The sequence below is a fragment of the Bradyrhizobium sp. BR14999 genome (assembly GCF_056106085.1).
Genome location: NZ_CM148536.1, coordinates 989,235 through 1,008,609, shown reverse-complemented (window position 1 = coordinate 1,008,609; position 19,375 = coordinate 989,235). Strand labels below are relative to the sequence as shown.

21 protein-coding genes, 1 tRNA gene and 1 pseudogene are annotated in these 19,375 nt (G+C 64.2%); 13 read left to right on the top strand and 10 right to left on the bottom strand.

Going from position 1 to position 19,375, the window contains the following annotated elements; translation table 11 throughout:
* Positions 1 to 68 precede the first annotated feature (68 nt).
* Together rplT and rpmI are read right to left on the bottom strand one after the other, a co-directional pair.
* On the bottom strand, positions 69 to 428 hold the full coding sequence (gene rplT, locus ACR9YP_RS04720; RefSeq protein ID WP_027528250.1) for a 50S ribosomal protein L20: 360 nt from the start codon (positions 426 to 428) through the stop codon (positions 69 to 71).
* An 80-nt stretch (positions 429 to 508) separates the two neighbouring features.
* A complete protein-coding gene (gene rpmI / locus ACR9YP_RS04715) occupies positions 509 to 709 on the bottom strand; it encodes a 50S ribosomal protein L35 (protein ID WP_008539890.1) in 201 nt (66 codons plus the stop codon).
* 275 nt (positions 710 to 984) lie between these two features.
* Between rpmI and ACR9YP_RS04710 the strand changes: the two genes are divergently transcribed.
* Positions 985 to 1,380 carry a hypothetical protein gene (locus tag ACR9YP_RS04710; RefSeq protein ID WP_370988984.1) on the top strand — a complete coding sequence of 132 codons (396 nt, stop codon included), beginning with the start codon at positions 985 to 987 and terminating at the stop codon, positions 1,378 to 1,380.
* A 63-nt stretch (positions 1,381 to 1,443) separates the two neighbouring features.
* On the opposite strand, the gene infC is transcribed toward ACR9YP_RS04710, so the two are convergent.
* Entirely contained in the window at positions 1,444 to 1,983 is a 540-nt protein-coding gene (infC, locus tag ACR9YP_RS04705) for a translation initiation factor IF-3 (protein ID WP_091883021.1), read from the bottom strand.
* Positions 1,984 to 2,233: 250 nt separating this feature from the next.
* Here infC and ACR9YP_RS04700 point away from each other — a divergent pair, with 250 nt between their 5' ends.
* Together ACR9YP_RS04700 and ACR9YP_RS04695 are read left to right on the top strand one after the other, a co-directional pair.
* Positions 2,234 to 3,034, top strand: a complete 801-nt coding sequence (locus ACR9YP_RS04700; protein ID WP_474219098.1) for an alpha/beta hydrolase — start codon at positions 2,234 to 2,236, stop codon at positions 3,032 to 3,034.
* 191 nt (positions 3,035 to 3,225) lie between these two features.
* Positions 3,226 to 3,696, top strand: coding sequence for a nuclear transport factor 2 family protein (locus ACR9YP_RS04695; protein ID WP_438103770.1), 471 nt, complete (start codon positions 3,226 to 3,228; stop codon positions 3,694 to 3,696).
* 39 nt (positions 3,697 to 3,735) lie between these two features.
* On the opposite strand, the gene ACR9YP_RS04690 is transcribed toward ACR9YP_RS04695, so the two are convergent.
* Positions 3,736 to 4,533 carry an acyl-CoA thioesterase domain-containing protein gene (locus ACR9YP_RS04690; protein ID WP_438103771.1) on the bottom strand — a complete coding sequence of 266 codons (798 nt, stop codon included), beginning with the start codon at positions 4,531 to 4,533 and terminating at the stop codon, positions 3,736 to 3,738.
* Between the two features lie 197 nt (positions 4,534 to 4,730).
* Here ACR9YP_RS04690 and ACR9YP_RS04685 point away from each other — a divergent pair, with 197 nt between their 5' ends.
* Positions 4,731 to 5,900: an IS481 family transposase gene (locus tag ACR9YP_RS04685; protein WP_474217576.1), complete on the top strand. Its 1,170-nt coding sequence runs from the start codon at positions 4,731 to 4,733 to the stop codon at positions 5,898 to 5,900.
* Between the two features lie 101 nt (positions 5,901 to 6,001).
* Here the strand turns inward: ACR9YP_RS04685 and queG are convergent, their stop codons facing one another.
* Positions 6,002 to 7,177, bottom strand: coding sequence for a tRNA epoxyqueuosine(34) reductase QueG (gene queG / locus ACR9YP_RS04680; RefSeq protein WP_438103773.1), 1,176 nt, complete (start codon positions 7,175 to 7,177; stop codon positions 6,002 to 6,004).
* The gene (locus ACR9YP_RS04675; RefSeq protein WP_128930451.1) at positions 7,126 to 7,818 is read right to left on the bottom strand and encodes a glutathione S-transferase family protein; all 693 of its coding nucleotides are present in this window, start codon (positions 7,816 to 7,818) and stop codon (positions 7,126 to 7,128) included. Before ACR9YP_RS04675 ends, queG begins: the two co-directional genes overlap by 52 nt.
* Positions 7,819 to 7,987: 169 nt before the next feature.
* On the opposite strand from ACR9YP_RS04675, the gene ACR9YP_RS04670 reads away from it, so the two are divergent.
* The 3 genes from ACR9YP_RS04670 (at position 7,988) to ACR9YP_RS04660 (ending at position 11,075) form a co-directional block, all read left to right on the top strand.
* Positions 7,988 to 8,794 (top strand): undecaprenyl-diphosphate phosphatase, encoded by an 807-nt coding sequence (locus ACR9YP_RS04670; protein WP_438103775.1) that lies wholly within the window; start codon positions 7,988 to 7,990, stop codon positions 8,792 to 8,794.
* 211 nt (positions 8,795 to 9,005) lie between these two features.
* Complete coding sequence (locus tag ACR9YP_RS04665) at positions 9,006 to 10,331, top strand: FAD-binding oxidoreductase (RefSeq protein ID WP_438103777.1); 1,326 nt, start codon at positions 9,006 to 9,008, stop codon at positions 10,329 to 10,331.
* 3 nt (positions 10,332 to 10,334) lie between these two features.
* On the top strand, positions 10,335 to 11,075 hold the full coding sequence (locus ACR9YP_RS04660; protein ID WP_438103778.1) for an SDR family oxidoreductase: 741 nt from the start codon (positions 10,335 to 10,337) through the stop codon (positions 11,073 to 11,075).
* 204 nt (positions 11,076 to 11,279) lie between these two features.
* Here ACR9YP_RS04660 and ACR9YP_RS04655 read toward each other — a convergent pair whose 3' ends face one another.
* On the bottom strand, positions 11,280 to 12,245 hold the full coding sequence (locus tag ACR9YP_RS04655) for a complex I NDUFA9 subunit family protein (RefSeq protein WP_438110475.1): 966 nt from the start codon (positions 12,243 to 12,245) through the stop codon (positions 11,280 to 11,282).
* Between the two features lie 152 nt (positions 12,246 to 12,397).
* Between ACR9YP_RS04655 and ACR9YP_RS04650 the strand changes: the two genes are divergently transcribed.
* Positions 12,398 to 12,484: transfer RNA gene (locus ACR9YP_RS04650), tRNA-Leu, on the top strand.
* A gap of 203 nt (positions 12,485 to 12,687) precedes the next feature.
* Here ACR9YP_RS04650 and ACR9YP_RS04645 read toward each other — a convergent pair.
* Both ACR9YP_RS04645 and ACR9YP_RS04640 read right to left on the bottom strand, forming a co-directional pair.
* Positions 12,688 to 13,161 carry a hypothetical protein gene (locus tag ACR9YP_RS04645; RefSeq protein WP_438103780.1) on the bottom strand — a complete coding sequence of 158 codons (474 nt, stop codon included), beginning with the start codon at positions 13,159 to 13,161 and terminating at the stop codon, positions 12,688 to 12,690.
* Positions 13,162 to 13,186: 25 nt separating this feature from the next.
* The gene (locus tag ACR9YP_RS04640; RefSeq protein ID WP_474219095.1) at positions 13,187 to 13,555 is read right to left on the bottom strand and encodes an antibiotic biosynthesis monooxygenase family protein; all 369 of its coding nucleotides are present in this window, start codon (positions 13,553 to 13,555) and stop codon (positions 13,187 to 13,189) included.
* Between the two features lie 94 nt (positions 13,556 to 13,649).
* Between ACR9YP_RS04640 and ACR9YP_RS04635 the strand changes: the two genes are divergently transcribed.
* A complete protein-coding gene (locus ACR9YP_RS04635) occupies positions 13,650 to 14,126 on the top strand; it encodes a MarR family winged helix-turn-helix transcriptional regulator (protein WP_438103781.1) in 477 nt (158 codons plus the stop codon).
* A gap of 19 nt (positions 14,127 to 14,145) precedes the next feature.
* Here the strand turns inward: ACR9YP_RS04635 and ACR9YP_RS04630 are convergent, their stop codons facing one another.
* Positions 14,146 to 15,417, bottom strand: a complete 1,272-nt coding sequence (locus ACR9YP_RS04630) for an MFS transporter (RefSeq protein ID WP_438103783.1) — start codon at positions 15,415 to 15,417, stop codon at positions 14,146 to 14,148.
* A gap of 290 nt (positions 15,418 to 15,707) precedes the next feature.
* Between ACR9YP_RS04630 and ACR9YP_RS04625 the strand changes: the two genes are divergently transcribed.
* The 4 genes and pseudogenes from ACR9YP_RS04625 (at position 15,708) to ACR9YP_RS04610 (ending at position 19,373) form a co-directional block, all read left to right on the top strand.
* A complete protein-coding gene (locus tag ACR9YP_RS04625; RefSeq protein ID WP_438103784.1) occupies positions 15,708 to 17,033 on the top strand; it encodes a UbiA family prenyltransferase in 1,326 nt (441 codons plus the stop codon).
* 114 nt (positions 17,034 to 17,147) lie between these two features.
* On the top strand, positions 17,148 to 17,762 hold the full coding sequence (locus ACR9YP_RS04620; RefSeq protein WP_091882381.1) for a ribonuclease D: 615 nt from the start codon (positions 17,148 to 17,150) through the stop codon (positions 17,760 to 17,762).
* Positions 17,763 to 17,906: 144 nt separating this feature from the next.
* A complete protein-coding gene (lptC, locus tag ACR9YP_RS04615) occupies positions 17,907 to 18,641 on the top strand; it encodes an LPS export ABC transporter periplasmic protein LptC (RefSeq protein ID WP_438103786.1) in 735 nt (244 codons plus the stop codon).
* Positions 18,642 to 18,646: 5 nt separating this feature from the next.
* Positions 18,647 to 19,373: pseudogene (locus ACR9YP_RS04610) on the top strand (LptA/OstA family protein).
* Positions 19,374 to 19,375: the final 2 nt, after the last annotated feature.

Sequence of the window (19,375 nt, the reverse complement as noted above, 5' to 3'; positions counted from 1 at the left end):
AGCGCGAGACGCGCCCCTACCCGGGCTATCACAAGCTGAATGCTGCGCAGAGCACAGTGGAAGACGGCTTACGCCGCCAGCGCAGCTTTGGCCTTCTCGGCAATCGCCTGGAACGCGGCGGGCTCGCGGATCGCGAGATCCGACAGCACCTTGCGGTCCACGGTGATGCCCGACTTGGCAAGGCCGTCGATAAATCGGCTGTAGGTCAGGCCGAACGGACGCACCGCGGCGTTGAGACGCTGGATCCACAGCGCGCGGAAGGTGCGCTTGCGACGCTTGCGGTCGCGGAAGGCGTACTGCGCGGCCTTCTCCACGGCCGGCTTGGCGGCGCGGATGGTGTTCTTGCGGCGGCCGTAGAAACCCTTGGCGGCCTTGTAGACTTTCTTGTGCTTGGCGTGGGCGGTCACACCGCGTTTGACGCGAGACATGACAGAAATCCTTCAGAGATGACTTTGTTTTCGGATCGCCGCGCGTAAGCGGGGCGAGGTGGCAGTGATCGTGGACGCGATCAGGCGTTCGGCAAGAAGTACTTCTTGACGTTGTCGCCGTCGGTCTTGAACAGCACGCGGGTGCCGCGGAGCTGACGGATCTGCTTCTTCGTCCGCTTGATCATGCCGTGACGCTTGCCGCGCTGGGCGTGCATCACTTTGCCGGTGGCAGTCACCTTGAAGCGCTTTTTAGCGCCCGATTTGGTCTTCAGCTTGGGCATTTGGCTCTCCTATGGCCACAACAGAAATCCGCCCGTGAAGGCGGCTGGCCGTCTAAAATGCTCGTTAGAGCGTTGATTGTGCTCAGGTTTTGCGAACAAGCGCGAAACCCGCACGGTACACCGCCACGGCAGCCCTTAATCAGCCGGGCGATGAAGGCTGGGCTTATGACAGAGCGGGAGCCAAATGGCAACGATGAACCGCCGGAACCTGCCCGCCGACTATTTGAAGTTGCCACCCCCAATATCCACGCCTTCATGTCCGGAGCAGGACCAAAATGGCCCATTTCCCGCAATCGATTTCCACCTTTGCCCGCCCGCGCCGCCTGGCGCTGCTCGCCGTACTTGCCGCCGCCATGGTGCCGTCGACTGCCGATGCCCGCGCCGGTGGCTATGACGGCATCTGGAACGTCACCTTCGCCACCACGAGGGGCAATTGCAGCTCCGGCTACAGCGTTCCCTTCACCGTCACCGGCAGCCGGGTATCGTCTGCCGGCGGAGGCCGGGTGTCCGGCAAGGTCAATCGCGGGGGCACTGTGGCGGTCCAGGTCTCGGTCGGCGCCTCCCACGCCAACGGCGGCGGCCGGCTCGCCGGCATCAACGGCGCCGGTTCGTGGAGAGGCATCATCTCCGGCGACCAGTGCAGCGGCACGTGGCAGGCGACAAGGACCTGAAACACAAACGGCCCGCCGGAGATCCGGACGGGCCGTTGAACTCTCAGTCCTAACAAGCCGGCGTTAGCGCGGCGCCAGCACCATGACGACCTGGCGGCCTTCGAACCTTGCGTCCTGCTCGACCTTGGCGAGCTCGGCGACGTCGGTCTTGATCTTGTCCAGAAGCTTGGTGCCGATCTCCTGGTGCGCCATTTCGCGACCACGATAGCGCAGCGTGATCTTGACCTTGTCGCCCTCTTCGAAGAACCGCTGCATCGCGCGCATCTTCACGTCGTAATCGTGATCGTCGATCATCGGGCGGAGCTTGATCTCCTTGATCTCGACGGTCTTCTGCCGCTTGCGGGCTTCGGCGGCTTTCTTCTGCGCGGAATACTTGTACTTCCCGTAGTCCATGATCTTGCAGACGGGAGGGCTGGTATTCGGCGAAATCTCGACCAGATCCATGCCCGCGTCCTGGGCCATCCGGATGGCGACGACGGTCTCGACCGTGCCCTTGTTCTCACCGGTCTGATCGATCAGCTGGATCTGCGCATTGCGGATATCATCATTGATGCGGGGCCCGTCTTTGCTGGCAGCGGGCGGAGCTTTATTAGGACGGCGAATGGGTGGTTCTCCAAAGTTGTGAAGGAAGCGGCCATTTTGAAGGAAGATGCGTTTGCCGGCAAGCAAGTCGCTCGTGCGAGACGCGAAAAACCCTCAAATGCGAGGCATTTTGGTCACGCCCGTTGGCACGCAGACGACATAGACACCTTGCTTCTGTTCCGCAAGCGTCCCAAAGGGCCAATGCCGACACCGAATTGAGCTGCGAGGCGCGACCAAACAGCTCAAACCACACAGCCAGAGTAAACGTTCCATGACCGATGCAATTCCCGATACCGTGCTCGACTTCATTGATGTCGGCGAGGGCCCGTCCGCGCGCAGGATCGCGGTGCGCCGCCGTGGCGGAACGGGCCCCGGGCTGGTCTGGCTCGGCGGATTCAAATCGGACATGCAGGGCGGCAAAGCACTGGCGCTGGACGCCTGGGCCAGAGAGCACGGCCGCGCCGTGGTCCGGTTCGACTATTCCGGTCACGGCGAATCCGGCGGCGAGTTCGCCGATGGAACTATCGGGCGCTGGCTGGAGGAGAGCGTCGCGGTGTTCGAGCGCTTCTGCGACGGTCCGCAAATCCTGATCGGCTCCTCCATGGGCGGCTGGATGGCGCTGCTGCTCGCGCGCGAGATCAAGAAGCGCCAAGAGCAACAGCAAGCCAAGGCCTCGCTGGCCGGTCTCGTCCTGATCGCGCCGGCGCCCGACTTCACCGAGGCGCTGATGTGGAAGAATTTCTCGCCCGCGGTGAAGAAGGAGATCGAGACCAAAGGCGTCTGGATGCGGCCGTCGGACTATGGCGACGGCTCGCCCTATCCGATCACGCGAAACCTGATCGAGGAGGGACGCAATCACCTCGTGCTCGGCAGCGCCATCGATCTCGGCTGCCCCGTCCGCATCCTGCAAGGGGCGAAAGATCCCGACGTGCCGTGGCAGCACGCCTTCGCGCTGACGCATCGTCTGCCGGCCGACGACGTCGTGCTGACCATGATCCAGGATGGCGATCACCGCCTCTCCCGCCCGCAGGACATCGCGCGCATTCTTGCCGCGGTCGCGGAGATCGAGTGAAGTGTCTCTCTTCCTTCTCCCCTTGCGGGAGAAGGTGGCGCGAAGCGCCGGATGAGGGGTTGTTTCCGCGAACTCGAATAGACGTGTTCGCCGAGACAGACCCCTCACCCAAGCGAATGCGTATCAACGAGCGGAGCTGCCCTCTCCCGCAAGGGGAGAGGGCACAATAAGAAGCAGCGGGAGGCAACACAATGACCACCACCACCGCCATGCTGCGCGCCTTCTGCGATGCGGTCGAGCAGCGCAACGGCAAGGCTTTCGCCGAACTGTTCACCGAGGACAGCATTTACCACGACGTGTTCTACGGTGCGTTCGCTGGTCGCGCCAAGATCGCCGAAATGATCGACGACTGGTTCTATCGCGCGGCGACCGATTTCCGCTGGGACATGCACGATCCCGTCACCGACGGCACCACGCTCTATGCGCGCTACACGTTCAGCTATCGCTCGACCCTGGCGGAAGCGAACGGCGCGCGGGCGATGTTCGAGGGCGTGGCGATCATGACGCTGACGGGCGGCAAGATCGCCAGCTATCACGAGGTCGCCAACACCGCGCCTGCGTTTGTCGACCTGAAATTTGCGCCGGAACGGATTGTGAAGATCGTCGCCAAGCAGGGCGCCGAGCTGAAGGCGCGACCGGAGATGCAGCGGCATCTTAGTTGAGCGCCGCTCTCTCCCACTTCGTCATTCCGGCGCGCGCTCCTACCGCTTCGACGGATTCACCATCGGCTTGCGCTGCGCCAGCGCGGCGACCGTGGCGGTGCCGATCGGGCCCTCTACGTCATAGAGCCAGCATTCGCCGATCGCCACGCCGTCGGTGGCGTGATGGTTCACCACCTCGAAGCCGATCCAGTTCGTGACCGGCAGGCGGTGCAGATAGATCGTGACGTCGCTGTTGATGTAGCCGAGCCCCTTGTCGCCGGCGTTGGCAAAGGGGCTGGCGAAGTCGGCACCAACAGCGACATGGACGAACGGCGTCATCGGCACGCCCGCAACGAGCTCGCGCACCTCGCTCATCCAGAGCCGGCGCGGACCAAGCGAGCCCATATGGCCGACGATCGGCCGCGTCGTCCATTTACCGTTCATGCCGAGCCTGGGATCGGTCGGCTTGGGAATGTCGGCCGGCTTCGGCACATCCCAGTTCGGCGGCGACCAGACGTTGCCTTCCGGATTCTGCGTTCGCCGCAACAGCTGGCACGAGGCGCGCGCCATGCTGACGCCGCCGGAGACGAACTCCGCCTCCACCACGCGGATGCGCAAGCCGTCGCGCACCAGCCGCGTCGTCACTTCGATCGGCCTGTCGATGGTCGGCAGCCGAAACATGTCGACGGTGAGCCGCGCCGGCACGAATTCGGGGCCGGAATAGCGCTCCTCGATGGCGAAACCGAGCAGGCCGATGATGACGCGCCCGTGCAGCGATTTCGGATCCCACGGGCCGTTGGCGACTTCCGTCGGATGGAATGTGTCGCCGTCGCGGGTGAAGAAAGGCATGTTTGTCATGACGCGCGACTGTGCGGGAACAGGTGAGGAAATCAAGAGTGGGTGTCGCATGAGGGTCGGGTGCGCACCGCTCAAGCCACAACAACCGCTGTCATCGCCCGACTTGATGTTCAGCCCGGGGACATGACCGACGGGTGTTCGGGGACATAGCCGACACGTCATAGTGCACGGATTTGGCAGTGTGGGAGGCCAAGTCCATGCCCTGGCGAGAGGTGTCGGTGATGGATCAGCGGCGAGAGTTCGTTCGGCTTGCGATGCAGGAGGGAGCGAACCGACGAGAACTCTGTCGGCGGTTCAATATCCATCCCGATACGGGCTACAAATGGCTTGCACGATGGCAGGCCGACCAGGACATCGAGGACCGCTCGCGGCGACCGCATGCGAGCCCGGGACAGACCGATTGCGAGCTCGAGGCGCGCATTACCGCGGTACGCGATGCTCATCCGGCCTGGGGAGCTCGCAAGATAGCTCGTTGTCTCGAGCGCGATGGCTTTCGCGCGCCAGCCGTCTCAACAGTCCATCAGATCTTGCGTCGGTCCGGCCGCATCAAGCCTCCGGCCGGCGGCGCGGTGGCCAGCCAGCGTTTCGAGATGCCGGCCCCCAATCTGTTGTGGCAGATGGACTTCAAAGGCTGGGTTCGGCTCGGCAATGATGCCCAATGCCATCCTCTGACGGTCGTGGACGACCACTCGCGCTATGATCTGTGCCTGCAGGCCTGTGCTGATCAACGCACAGATACCGTGCGCAGCCGCCTGGAGAAGACCTTTCGCCTTTACGGCCTCCCGGAGGCCTTCTTCGTCGACAATGGTTCGCCTTGGGGCGATCCTTCGGGCGAACGATGGACGCGGTTCTCGGTATGGCTGCTCAAGCTCGGCATCGCGGTCATCCACAGCCGCCCATATCACCCGCAAAGCCGTGGCAAGAATGAGCGGTTCCACCGCACGCTCGCGGCTGAGGTGTTCGCGCTGCGGCACTTCCGCGATCTCGCAGAGACACAGCGCGCCTTCGACGCCTGGCGGGAAGTCTACAACTTCGAGCGACCGCACGAAGCGCTCGGACAACAGGTCCCGGCCAGTCGATATCGGCCGAGCCAGCGAGCCATGCCCGATCGATTGCCGGAGGTCGAATACGACAGCCACGAGATCGTACGCCGCGTCTCCACGACCAAGGCCTATGTCAGCTTCAAGGGATGTCTTTGGAAGGTCCCCCAGGCCTTCTGCGGCGAGCGCCTTGCCATCCGCCCCTCGGCAAACGCTGCGCAATACGGGGTCTTCTTCGCCGCCCACCAAGTCGCTATCATCGACTTGGCGAGCGGAAAAAGTGTCGGCTATGTCCCCGAACACCCGTCGGTCATGTCCCCGGGCTGAACACTTGATCGGGCGATCCAGTACTCCGAGACGGCAGTGATTGAGTCGAGAAGCCGCGGCGTACTTCATGCCCCGGTCAAGCCGGGGCATGACACCGAGAGTTAGGAGGCGGCGCGCCACTCCTCACGCACGCTATCGTCGGACTCTCCGCTCAACGCAGCGCTCTTCATCGCCGCAAGCTCCTCCTTCGACATCAACTGCGCTAGCGCCCACACCGCAGCTCCGCGCACCAGCGGGCTCGCATCCTGCAGCAATCGCCGCGCCTCCGCAGCCAGCACCACCTCCCCGGAGTTGCCAATCGCGATCAGCACGTTCCGCACAAAACGATCGCGGCCGATGCGTTTGATCGGCGACTTCGTGAACAGCGCACGAAACGCCGCGTCGTCGAGCCGTGCCAGCTCAGCGAGACCGGGTGCGCGTAATTCGTCGCGCGCGGCGAGCTTGGTCTCGCGCCCCTCCTGCGCGAACTTGTTCCAGGGGCAGGCGGCGAGGCAATCGTCGCAGCCATAGATGCGATTGCCGATGGCTTTGCGAAATTCGTGCGGGATCGGTCCCTTGTTCTCAATGGTGAGATATGAGATGCAGCGCCGCGCATCGAGCTTATAGGGCGCGGGGAACGCCGCGGTAGGGCAGATGTCGAGACAGGCGCGGCACGAGCCGCAATGGTCGATCTCCGCATCGTCGCGCGGCAGCTCCAGCGTGGTGTAGATCGCGCCGAGGAACAGCCAGGAGCCGAACTCGCGCGAGACGAGATTGGTGTGCTTGCCCTGCCAGCCCAGATGCGCGGCTTGCGCCAAGGGTTTCTCCATCACCGCCGCAGTGTCGACGAACACCTTCACGTCGGACGGCGCGGTCGCGACCAGCCAGCGCGCCAGCGCCTTCAGCCGTTTCTTGATCAGGTCGTGATAGTCATCGCCCTGCGCATAGACCGAGATTGCCGCGCGCGTGCTCTGCTTGAGGATCGCAAGCGGATCCTGGTCGGGGCCGTAATTGACGCCGAGCATGATCACCGAGCGCACGTCCTGCCACAGCCCGCGCGGATCGACGCGGCGTTCAGGGCTTGCGGCAAGCCAGTCCATGTCGCCATGGCCGCCCGAGGCGATGAATTCGAGGAAATATTTTCCAGCGCTCTCGATCGTGCCCGGTGCGGTGATGCCGATGCAGTCGAAGCCGAGCGCGCGGGCTTCGCGCGTAAGCGCCGTCTTCAGTTCAGCCGGATCGGAGCTCAGAAATCCAGGTCCACGTAAGTCCGCGACGCCGGCACGCCGGCCAGCCATTCGCTGAGCAGCGGACGGAACGACGGGCGGGATTTCACCCGCGCGTACCACGCCTTTGCTGCGTCGTCCTCGCTCCATGGCACGTCGCCCAGATAGTCGATCGCCGAGAGATGCGCCGCGGCGGCGAGATCCGCGTAGGTGAGCCGGTCGCCCGCGAGGAAGTTACGCGTCTGCGCCAGCCAGCCGATATAGGCCAGATGATAGCGCACGTTGGCCTTGGCGGCGCGCATCACGTCGGCCGAAGGCGGGCCGCCGCCGTCCTCCTCGCTCATGAACCGCTTGTAGATGCGCTCGGTGACGAGAGGGTGCGAGACCTCCTCGAAGAATTTTTCGTTGAACCAGGCCATCAGCCGGCGCACCTCGACCCGCTCGCCGATCGTTTGCGGCATCAGGCGCTTGGGTCCCATCTCGGCGCCATGGGCCTCGTCGACATATTCGGCGATGATCGCCGCGCCCGGTATGGGCGGCTGCTCGTCGTCCACCAGAACCGGCGTCGTTCCCGCCGCATTGAGCAGCAGAAACGCCTCGCGTCGTTCCCAGCTGCGCTCTTCGACCAGCTTCAGGTCGAGCCCGTATTCGCCCGCGATCAGGCGGATGAAGCGCGAATGCGGGCAGAACGGATGATGAAACAGCGTAAACATGAAGCCTTTGACTATTTGATGGTGCTTAAGAATCCATCAATGTTTGTGCGGCGCCACACTAGTTCCTCAAAACCGCGAAGCAAGGGCGTGATGTCGCATTTTGCGATTGCGGCATGGGGGCGAATAGGCGAGAAGAGCCCCGCTTTTCCAGCCGAAATGGACCGTAAATATGTCAGATGCAATACGGGCAGTGATCCTCGGCATCATCGAGGGTGTGACCGAGTTCCTTCCCGTGTCCTCGACCGGCCACCTCTTGCTTGCCGAGCGCTTCTTCCACCTCGGCGAAGGAGCCTTCTGGGATTCGTTTACGGTTCTGATCCAGCTGGGTGCGATCCTCGCGATCGTCGGGCTCTACTTCAAGAAGCTCTGGGACGTCGCGATTGGCCTGTTCACGGGCGATGCCTATGCGCGCCGCTTCGTGATCGGCGTGCTGGTGGCGTTCCTGCCGGCCGTGATCGTCGGCCTCGTCGCCGGCAAGTACATCAAGCTCATGCTGTTCAATCCGTGGGTCGTGTGCTTCACGCTGATCGTCGGCGGCGCCATCCTGCTCTGGGTCGACAGGCTCGAGCTCAAGCCGCGCGAGTATGATGCCACCAAGTTTCCGCTGTTGATGTATCTCTATATCGGCATCGCGCAGTGCGTGGCGATGATCCCGGGCGTGTCGCGCTCCGGCGCCAGCATTGTGGCCGCCATGCTGCTCGGGGCGGACAAGCGCGCGGCGGCGGAGTTCTCGTTCTTCCTCGCCATCCCCACCATGATCGGCGCGTTCGCCTACGATTTCTACAAGAACCGCTCCGAGATGACGATGGACCACATGAACATCGTCGCGATCGGCTTCGTGGTGTCGTTCATCACCGCGATCATCGTGGTCAAGACGTTTTTGACCTACGTCACTCGGCACGGTTTCATGCTGTTCGCCTGGTGGCGCGTCATCGTCGGCACGCTCGGCCTGATCGCGCTGGCGCTGGGGCACTAAAGCGCCTGGCTGTAGCCCGGACGGAGCGCAAGCGTAATCCGGGGCGGGCGTCGCTTGCTGCACGATCCCGGATTGCGCCATCGGGCGGCGCTTCGCGCCGATCCGCCAGCTCCATCCGGGCTACGCCCCGAACACGCTTTCAACGCAAAATAAGCTTTTGATCGGTAGTCAGTTTCCAGCGCCGGGCGAAGCCCGGCACAGGAGCTGAACCATGACCCTCGTCAGCGGCTGGGGGCGTTTCCCGGTCGTCGATAGCGATGTGCTGCGGCCGCGCTCGTTCGCGGCGGTCGGCGAGGCCGTCTCGGCCGGCACCGTCGCGCGCGGCAATGGCCGCGCCTACGGCGATGCCGCGATCGGCGCCGCCAGGACCGTCGCGATGACGGGGTTCGACCGGGTCAGGTGGTTCGACCCGGCGACCGGACGCATCCGCCTCGAGGCCGGCGTGCTGCTGTCGGACCTGATCGAGACATTCGGCCCGCGCGGCTTCCTGCCCTTCGTCGTTCCCGGCACGCGCTTCGTGTCAATCGGCGGCGCGATTGCGGCCGACGTGCATGGCAAGAACCATCATTGCGAGGGCGGCTTCGGCCGCTATGTCGAGAGCATTCTGCTGCGAACCGGACAGGGCGAGGTGATGGAAGCCTCGCGCGAGCAGAACTCCGATGCGTTCTTTGCGACCGTCGGCGGCATGGGCCTGACCGGAATCATCCTCGAGGCGACGATGCGATTGCGGCCGGCCGAAACGGGATGGATCCGCGAGCGGGTGATCTCCGCATCCGACCTCGACGCGGCGATACGCGCGCTCGATGCGGGCGATTCCGCGACCTATTCGGTGGCCTGGATCGATTGTGTCGCGCGTGGCAAGGATCTCGGCCGCGCGCTGGTTTATCTCGGCGAGCACGCCGGCAAAGACGAGCTCGCCGCTAGCGCCGCTGCATTTCCCGTCGGCAAAGATCCCGGCCTCCGTGTGCCCGTCGATCTGCCCTCGATGACGCTGAACCGCATCAGCATCCGCGCCTTCAATGAGCTGTACTACCGCATGGGCGCGCGGCGCGCCCGCGGCAGCCAATTGGTCTCGCTCTATCCGTATTTCTTTCCGCTCGACAGCCTCAAAGACTGGAATCGCATCTATGGCAAGCGCGGCTTCCTCCAGCATCAATGCGTGATCCCGGAGCAGGGCGCGCGCGCCGTACTCGGCGACATCCTCGAGCGCGTCGCAAGGCGTGGTGATGCCTCCTTCCTCGCTGTGCTCAAGAAGCTCGGCCAGGGCGACGGCATCCTGTCGTTTCCGCTGCCCGGCTACACGCTGGCGCTGGATTTCCCGCTGAGGGGCGACATCCTGAATTTCCTCGACGAGATCGATCGCCTGGTCGTCGCTGCCGGCGGCCGGCTGTATCTCGCCAAGGATGCGCGCCAGTCGCGCGCGACGTTAGCCGCCGGCTATCCGGCCTTGCAGCGCTTCAATGCGATCCGCAAATCGCTCGATCCCGCCGGGACCATCCGCTCGAAACTTTCACAACGCCTGTTTGATGAGGTCTAGGCCGTGACGTCACGCAAGTCAGTATTGGTGCTGGGTGGCTCCTCCGATATCGGCCGCGCCGCCGCGCGCGCCTTTGCCAAAGCGGGATACGATGTCGCCCTCGCAGGCCGCGACGTCGCCGTGCTGGAGCCTGATGCCGCCGATCTGCGCGCGCGCTACACCATCGAGGTCGGACTCCATAAATTCGATGTGCTCGACACTGCGTCGTTCGAGAGCTTTGTCGGCGGCCTGCCGGCGTTGCCTGACGTCGTTGTCTCGATCGTCGGCCTGCTCGGTGTGCAGGAGAAGGCCGAGAGCGATCTCGCCCACGCCACCACGATCATGCGCTCCAACTACGAAGGCCCGTCGCTGATCCTCGGCCTGTTCGCCGAAAAGTTTTTAGGCCGCGGCAATGGCACGGTCGTCGGCGTGTCGTCCGTTGCCGGCGATCGCGGCCGCGCCTCGAACTATGTCTATGGTTCGGCCAAGGCCGGCTTCTCCGCTTTCCTGTCGGGCCTGCGCGCCCGCGCCAGCCGCGGTGGCGTGCATGTCGTCACCGTAAAACCCGGCTTCGTCCGCACCAAGATGACGGAAGGCATGAAGCTGATCGGCCCGCTCACGGTCGAAGCGCCGGTGGTCGGCGATGCGATCCTTCAGGCCGTCGAGAGCAAAACCGACGTCGTCTATGTCAGCGGCAAATGGCGCCTGGTGATGCTGATCATCAAGACGCTGCCGGAAGCGGTGTTCAAGAAGCTGAATTTTTGAGCTCGAAGGGCTCGCACTGCGGCCGCGGTCTGCTCCCTCGCCCCGTTCTTACGGGGAGAGGGTTGGGGTGAGGGGCCCCTCTCCGCACGCGAGATCGCCGAGAGACCTGTACCCCCCTCACCCGAATCGCTTCGGACGATGCTTCGCATCGCCGAGCGCGATCCGACCTCTCCCCGCAAGCGGGGCGAGGTGAAAAAGGAAACCTCACGCGCTCTTGCGCTGGAACTGGCCCGCCGCGCGGAAACGCCAGAGATATTGCGGGGCAATGGTCTCGAGCGAATCGGGGGTGATGCCGAGCCCTTCCAGCGTCAGCCCCGCCGCCTTCGCCGCATCCGACACGACATTGTCGAGCTCGAGCATCGTGACCTGGTCCGGCGTCAGCCTCAGCGCGCCCGGCGCAAATTGCAGGAAGTTGGCCTTGAAGCGGGCGAGCCCGAACGGCAGCGGGATCAGCATCCGCTCGCGATTGGTGATTGCGAGGATGGCCTCGATGATCGCGCGCATGGTCAGCACATCCGGCCCGCCGAGCTCGTAGGTCGCGCCCGGCTTGGTCTTGCCGTCGACGGCATCGGCGATCGCGGTGGCGACGTCGGCGACATAGACCGGCTGTACCTTGGTCTCGCCGCCGATCAGCGGCAGCACCGGCGAAATCCGGGCCAGCGCGGCAAAGCGGTTGGTGAACTGGTCCTCGGGCCCGAACATCAGAGAGGGACGGAAGATCGTCGCCGACGGCACGGCTGCCCTTACCGCCTCCTCCCCGGCCGCCTTGGCCTTGGCATAGCGCGAGGGCGATTTGGCGTCGGCGCCGATGGCGGAGACATGCACCAGGCTGGCGCCGGCGGCGGCCGCCGCCTTGGCGACGGTTTCGGCACCCTTGGCCTGGACGGCGTCAAAGGTCTGCTGGCCGCCCTCGGTGAGGACCCCCACGAGGTTGATCACGACATGCGAATCACGCAGCGCCGCCTCGACCGAGGCCGGATAGCGCAGGTTCGCCTGCACGGTGTGGACCTGCCCAACCTTGCCGGAGGGCTGGAGGTATCCGGCCAGTTCCGGCCGCCGCACCGCCACCCGGATCCGGTAATCGCGCTTGCACAGGGCGCGGACGACATTCCGGCCCAAAAACCCCGATCCGCCGAAAATCGTGACGAGCGTGTCCAGATTCGATGCCATGGGGGTCGGTTCCTGCAGGTGGGGTAACGTGTTGTCAGGCTTGTATCGGGCCGGTTTGCGATGCGCAATCGGCATCCCGAAGCAGCCTTCAAGCATGAATTGACAACGGCGTCACCGAACCGTAGTAACCGCCTCCGTGCCCCAAACGGCATGCCCAGGTGGTGGAATTGGTAGACGCGCTGGCTTCAGGTGCCAGTGGCTTAACGGCCGTGAAGGTTCGAGTCCTTTCCTGGGCACCATCCCCAACCCAAGTGGTTGAAATCGCTCATTTGCAGGGAAATTGAGCCGCTGACCGGTACCCGTCACCGGGGACACAGCGTTTATGGACTCTAGGAGTCCCGGATCTCCAATTTCATCATCATTGCCTTTCGGAAACCGGGGAGTTCGGCAATTCCGGACATGAGCGGGGCGGATCGATCGAGAGCGAGGTCGCGGGCGGTGCTCAGATTGTTGTCTTGGCGTCGAGGCGATGGCGTGGGCGGGCGCGGAGTCGGCCCTTCATCTTGACGCCATCCCGCATATTGAGACCGAGAAGAACGATGTTGGTCGCGCCGGCAAGCAGCTCTAGCGCCTGAACCGCGTAGAATGTCGAGTCGAACTCGGCGGCCTTCGCCTTGGAGGCGAGAAACAAGGCGGCGGGAATCAGAAGCAGGACGCCGTTGCCGGCGATGAACGGCATCCGTTTGATCTTCGCACCGATCAGGCCCGCACGCCGCTCCTTGGCGAGGAAGAACCCCGAGCCTCCCGTCACCGCCAGCGCCGGAACCAACAACAGGAAGCCCCAGGGGATGGCCGTTTTGACCATGGTCACGCTCGCGTGTGATGCAAGCATCTCCGTGAGAGCCGTGGAAAGCCAGAAGGTCGCAACAGTCGTCAGTGCGACCGCGCCCGCGATCGGGTGGATGATCTTGGTCATCGGATCCTGCCGTTTTCGAAGCGAGCTACGCGACGCAGATGCCGGGCACGGCGACCTTCTGGAACAGGTGCGGAGAGGCGACGGCGGACGAGGGATAGGCTGAGATCTTCGATCTGAACTCAGGGTGCGTGAACGCAGCCCGGAAGTGGGCGGTCGATTCCCAGACGGCATAGTTCAGATAGGTCGGGCTGTCGCCGATCGCGCGGTGAAGCTGGGTGGAGATGAAGCCCGGCTGCCGCTTCATGAAGGCGGCATCGTCCTGCCAGACCTGGAGGAAGCTCTGCTCGTCGGCCTTGTCGAGTGTGAAGACATTCACCAGCACGACAGGGCTGGTATCGATGCCGAGCTGACGATCGATCGGAAAGGCGGGGTCCAGTGGGCGTAGGTGCGACATGAAGCCTCCGTGAGGTTGGTTGCATGATGCCATTATGGTACGATGCTATATACCAACTTGACATTATAATGTCAATAAAGACTTATGGTGACATATGTTGAAATCCGAACGCACGTCAGCCGGCGATGCTCTGACCAACCTCATGCTCGACTTGTTCCGGCTGAACAGCCTGCTCTTGACCGCAGGCGACCGGTTGGTGGCCGGCCTCGGGCTCACCAGCGCCCGCTGGCAAATCCTCGGCGCCATCGTGCACGCAGAGCGCCCCCAGCCAGTCGCATGGCTTGCCCGCGATCTGGGTGCCAATCGGCAGAACGTGCAGCGGATCGTCAACGACCTTCTCGCGGAAGGGATTGTGGCGTTCGAGGCCAACCCGCATCACCGGCGAGCGCAACTTGTCGTCCTGACCGATAAGGGACGGCGCACTTTCGACGCTGCCATGGCTTTGCAGGCGCCATGGGCCAACAGCCTTTCGGAAGGGCTCGCAATCAAGGACCTGCAAGCCGTTCACCGTGTCGTCACGGCGCTACGGAAGAAACTGGAGAGCAACGATGAGCCTGAAGAGCGAGCCTGACGAATCAGCCCGCCCGCCCTCACACCACCCGCTTCCCCGCCCGCTCCGCCACCGCCTTCTGTACAAAATACATCGCGACCAGCGAGACGATCGAGGTCGCGACGACGATGTAGCCTAGGCGATCGAAATGGATCAGCGAGCCGTCCGCCTGCTGCGCGATGATGCCTGCGGCGAGCATCGAGCCGAGCCCGCCGGAGAGCTGCTGCAGCGAGGCGCTGACCGCGCTGAACGAGCCGCGCTGGCTCGCGTCGGGGATCGCCGACATCAAGGCCTGCGACGGGATCATGCGCGAGAAGATGCCGACGAACAGCAAGACGTTGACAAGGATCGCGGTCGCCAGCGAGACGTGACCGAGATGGGTGTAGATCAGCACCATGATCACCGAAACCACACTGCCGAACACGAAGGTCGGATATTTGCCGAACGCGTCGCTCGCCCTGCCGACCAGCGGCCCGGTGACGATGCTGAACAGGCCGGAGACGAGATAGATCGTCGGCAGATGCGTAATGTCGATGCCGAGATTGTGCACGGTGAAGGCGCTGGAGAACGGCATCAGCATGTAGCCGCCGGTCGCCAGCAGCGTCGTGACGGCGAAGGCCAGCGTATAGCGCGTCTGTCCGATCGTCGCGATCAGATGGCGGAACGGGTTTCTGTCCTGCTTCAATTTCAGGTGCGCATCGACCGGCTCCATGACCAGGGCGATGATCGCGATCGCGGCGATCGACACCACGACGATTGCGGCGAAGCAGGCATGCCAGTTCCAGTGATTGGCGAGAAACAGCCCGGCGGGAATGCCGAGTACCTGGCTCGCGGCAAACGCGGTCTGGATGAAGCCCATCACGCGGCCGCGCAGGTGCAGCGGAAACAGGTCGGTGACGATGGCGAGCACGACCGCGCCGATCACGCCGCCGAACAATCCGGTCACGATCCTGCCGAGCAGCAGCACATGGTAGTTCTGCGCGGCGGCGCAGAGCATGGTTCCGAGCGTGAAGCCGACATAGAAGAACAAGAGCAGGCGCTTGCGATCGAAGCGATCGGCAAAGCCCGCGGCGAGGATGCCCGAGATCCCCGCGCTGAACGCGTAGGCCGACACCGCGACACCGAACTGCCCGGCCGTGATGTTGAGCGAGGGCATCAGGATGGCGCCGAGCGGCGACATGATGATGAAATCGAGGATGATCGTGAATTGCGTGAACGCGAGCAACGCGATGAGGAGCGCCTGATAGCGCGAAAAGCCGCGTTGGCGTTCCCTTGGGTCGTCGACGGGCGCGGCGAGCGTCTGTTCGGTCATGGTACCTGATTCAGGGTGAGGGCGACGGGGGCGCGAGAAACTGGCAGATAGGGTGGACGGGGACGATGTCCACGGGGCGCAAGGCAAAAGCTCTGCCGGAACAGGACGCGCGCGTGGGTTGTGGGATTTGGGCAACAGGGCCTTCGGCGGGAGACCGTCCGCCCCCTCCTACGCGGAATTAAGCCGCCCTTAGCGAATGCCCCTTAGGCTCGCGGCCGTCCATTTCCCCTGCTCCCCGGCCTCCCCAGCCTTTGGGCCGGTCATTTGGCGGCAAGTAAGAGCATTTTTGGATGGAGCAGCCTGCCCGGCAGCATGATTCTGGCGCCCCGGCACCGTCGGCGACTGCGGCGGCTGGGCGGACGCTTGTCGTCGATCTGGAAGGCGCGCTGCTGCGTTCCGAGCTGCTGATGGAAGCGCTGTTCAGCGCGCCCGGCCGCATGCTGGCCCGCTTCGGCGCTGGCGGACGGACGGGCATGGCGGCGCTCACGGATATCCTGGCGCGGGCCGAGATCGACTATGCCCATCTGCCCTATGATTCCGATGTGCTGAACCGGGCGCTGGCGGCGCGGGCGCGGGGCGCGAAGATCTATCTCGTCGCCGGACGTTTCGCCGATCATGCGGCGGGCATTGCCGCGCATCTTGGTTTTGACGGCGTCGTGACGCCGGCCGATCTTGCTGCAGGCAACACGCTGCCGTTCGATCGCGGCGCGATCGAGCGCATCGACGACCGAGGCGGAAGTCGCGTCGGCCTAAAAACCTGGGCCAAGGCGCTGCGCCTCTATCAATACGCCAAGAACACGCTGGTGTTCGTGCCGGCGCTCACCGCGCATCAGATGAATCTTTCGACGCTCGGCCATGCGCTGCTGGCGTTCATGGCGTTCTCGGCCTGCGCGTCGGGCGCCTATCTGATGAACGATCTCTTGGATCTCGCGGCCGACCGGCAGCATCCGACCAAGCGCCATCGCGCGCTCGCGGCCGGCGATTTGCCGATCTCCTCCGCGCTATCAGCGATTCCTGCGCTGTGGCTGTTCGCGCTCGTCGCCGGCCTCTGCATCTCGCCCCTCTTCCTCGGCGTGCTCGGCGCCTACCTCGTCACCACGATCGCCTATTCGCTCGCGCTCAAGCGCAAGATGCTGGTCGACGTGGTGACGCTGTCGGGCCTCTACAGCTTGCGCATCATCGCCGGCGCCGTCGGCGTCGGCGTGGTGCTGTCGGAATGGCTGTTGATCTTCTCGCTGTTCGTGTTCACCTCGCTCGCCTTGATCAAGCGCTTCAGCGAGCTCAGCATGCGCGAGAGCGCGGGCCTCGCCGATCCCTCCAACCGCGACTACAGGATCACCGATCTGCATGTCATCGCCGCGATGGCGGCGGCGAGCGCGATGAACGCGGTGACCGTGTTCTCGCTCTACGTCTCCTCCTCCGCAGTGACGCCGCTCTACAGCCGCCCCTGGATGCTATGGCTGCTCAACCCGCTGCTGCTCTACTGGTTCGGCCGCGCCCTGATGATGGCGCATCGCCGCGAGATGCCTGACGATCCCATCATCTACGCTTTCCGCGACGGCCCCAGCCGCATCACGGTGGCGGCGATGATCTGCATCATGCTGGCGGCGATCTGATCGGGCCCGTAAGGTCACGGCCGGCGCTTGCGCGGCGTGCTGCGAGTGGATACATCGCTGGTAATCCCGATTAGCCTATTCTGCCGACAGACCGATTCGAGGTTTTGAAACGCCATGACCGTACGCCTGCATCGCGGCGACCTGCCCGACCTGTCCCGCTACACCGGAGCGGTGGCGATCGACACCGAGACCATGGGGCTGAACCCGCACCGCGACCGGCTCTGCGTGGTGCAGCTCTCGCCCGGCGACGGCAGCGCCGACGTGGTGCAGATCCCCAAGGGTCATACCGATGCGCCGAATCTGAAGGCGCTGCTGGCCAACCCCGCCATCACCAAGATCTTCCACTTTGCGCGGTTCGACATCGCGGTGCTGTACCAGACCTTCGGGATCATGACCGGGCCGATCTACTGCACCAAGATCGCCTCCCGCCTGACCCGCACCTATACCGACCGCCATGGCCTGAAAGACCTCGTGCGCGAGGTGCTCAACATCGACCTTTCCAAGCAGCAGCAGTCCAGCGACTGGGGCTCCGACAGCCTGACCGAGCCGCAGCTCGCCTATGCCGCCTCCGACGTGCTGCATCTGCACGGCTTGCGCGAGCGGCTCGATGCCATGCTGGTGCGGGAAGGCCGCACCCAGCTGGCGCAGGCCTGCTTCGACTTCCTGCCGACCCGCGCCCTGCTCGACCTGCAGGGGTGGGCGGAAGAGGACATTTTCGCGCATTCCTGACGCCTCCGGTGGTCGCCAGGTTCAGGGCTGTCGCCCCGTTTCGGACACTTTCGTAACGGCCTGTCGCCGGCTGCATATTTCGGCGGCGCCGGGTACAATGGGGCGCCTTCGACTGGACAAGGTTAGCGACACGCTGGAGCAGCGGTGAACTCGGCCCAGAATCCCACCTACGACGCCGCGCTTGCGGCGAAGTTCGCCAGCGCGGCGCGCCACAGCCGCCTGGTGCGGATTCTGCGCGTCGCGGTGCCGGGCGCGGTGCTGCTATCGATGGCCGCCATCGTCGGCGTGTCGGTCTTCAATCCGTTCCGCATGCTGATGCCGAAGCTGCCGCTCGATTCCGGAAACATGGTGGTGTCGGGCACCAAGATCACGATGGAATCGCCGCATCTCGCCGGCTTCACCCCGGACCAGCGGCCCTACGAGCTCTGGGCCAAGACCGCGACGCAGGACATCACCGACCCCGATCATGTCGATCTCGCCGACCTGCGCGCGAAGGTGCTGATGGAGGATCAATCCACCCTGTTCCTCGACGCTCGCACCGGCCGTTTCGACAACAAGCAGCAGCAGCTCGATCTGCACAAGGACATCTTGCTGCGCACCTCCACCGGCTACGAGGCGCGGCTGAACTCCGCCTTCGTCGACATGAACAAGGGCACGGTCACTTCCGACGAGCGCGTCGACGTCAAGCTGACCAACGGCACGCTGACTGCGGACCGGCTGCGGATCACGGAGGGCGGCGATCTCATCCGCTTCGAGGGCAACGTGGTGATGCACCTGGACAAGCTGGACGACAGCGCCGCCGCGCAGCCTGCGCCACCCGATCCAGCGCCACCTGCGAAGACGCGCACGCCTCAGAACAAGTCTGCCAATTCAAAGTGATTTTCATGATCAGGTTTTTTTCGCGCAACGACGACAAGCGCAGTGCCATCATCCGTGCGGCTGCGCTGAGCCTAGGTCTCTTGATCGCTGCCGATGTGGCGCGTGCACAGAGCTCGGCGAACGCGCCGAACAACGCGCTGCAGGGCTTCTCGCAAAACCGGGATCAGCCGATTCAGATCGAAGCGGCCTCGCTCGAGATGCGCGACAAGAAGAAGGAGGCGACCTTCTCCGGCAATGTGAAGGTCATCCAGGGCGACACCACCATGACCTCGAAGACGCTGGTGGTGTATTACGAGTTCGAGCGGCGGCGATAAGCCGGCGACACCGCAGCAGCCCGCGGCGAAGGGCGCGAAGTCGACCACGCCGATGCAGTCGGCGACGCCGGGGCCGGGCGGCAGCTCCGCGATCAAGCGGCTGGAGGCGCACGGCAATGTCGTGGTCACCCAGAAGGACCAGGTGGTGACAGGCGAGTTTGCCATCTTCGACACCAAGACCAATCTCATCACCATGTTCGGCGGCGGCGCGGGCCAGGTGGTGATGACGCAGTGCAAGAACGTGATGCGTGGCGATCGGCTGAAGGTCGACATGACGACCGGCGTGTCGCGGGTGGAATCTGATAGCGGCCGGGTTCAGGTCTTGCTGCCGCAGGGCGGCAGCAGTGATTGCGGCCAGGGCGCCAAACCCGGCGGGGCGCCGCCTCTGCAATTGCCGGGCGCAAGTAAACAAAAGTAAAT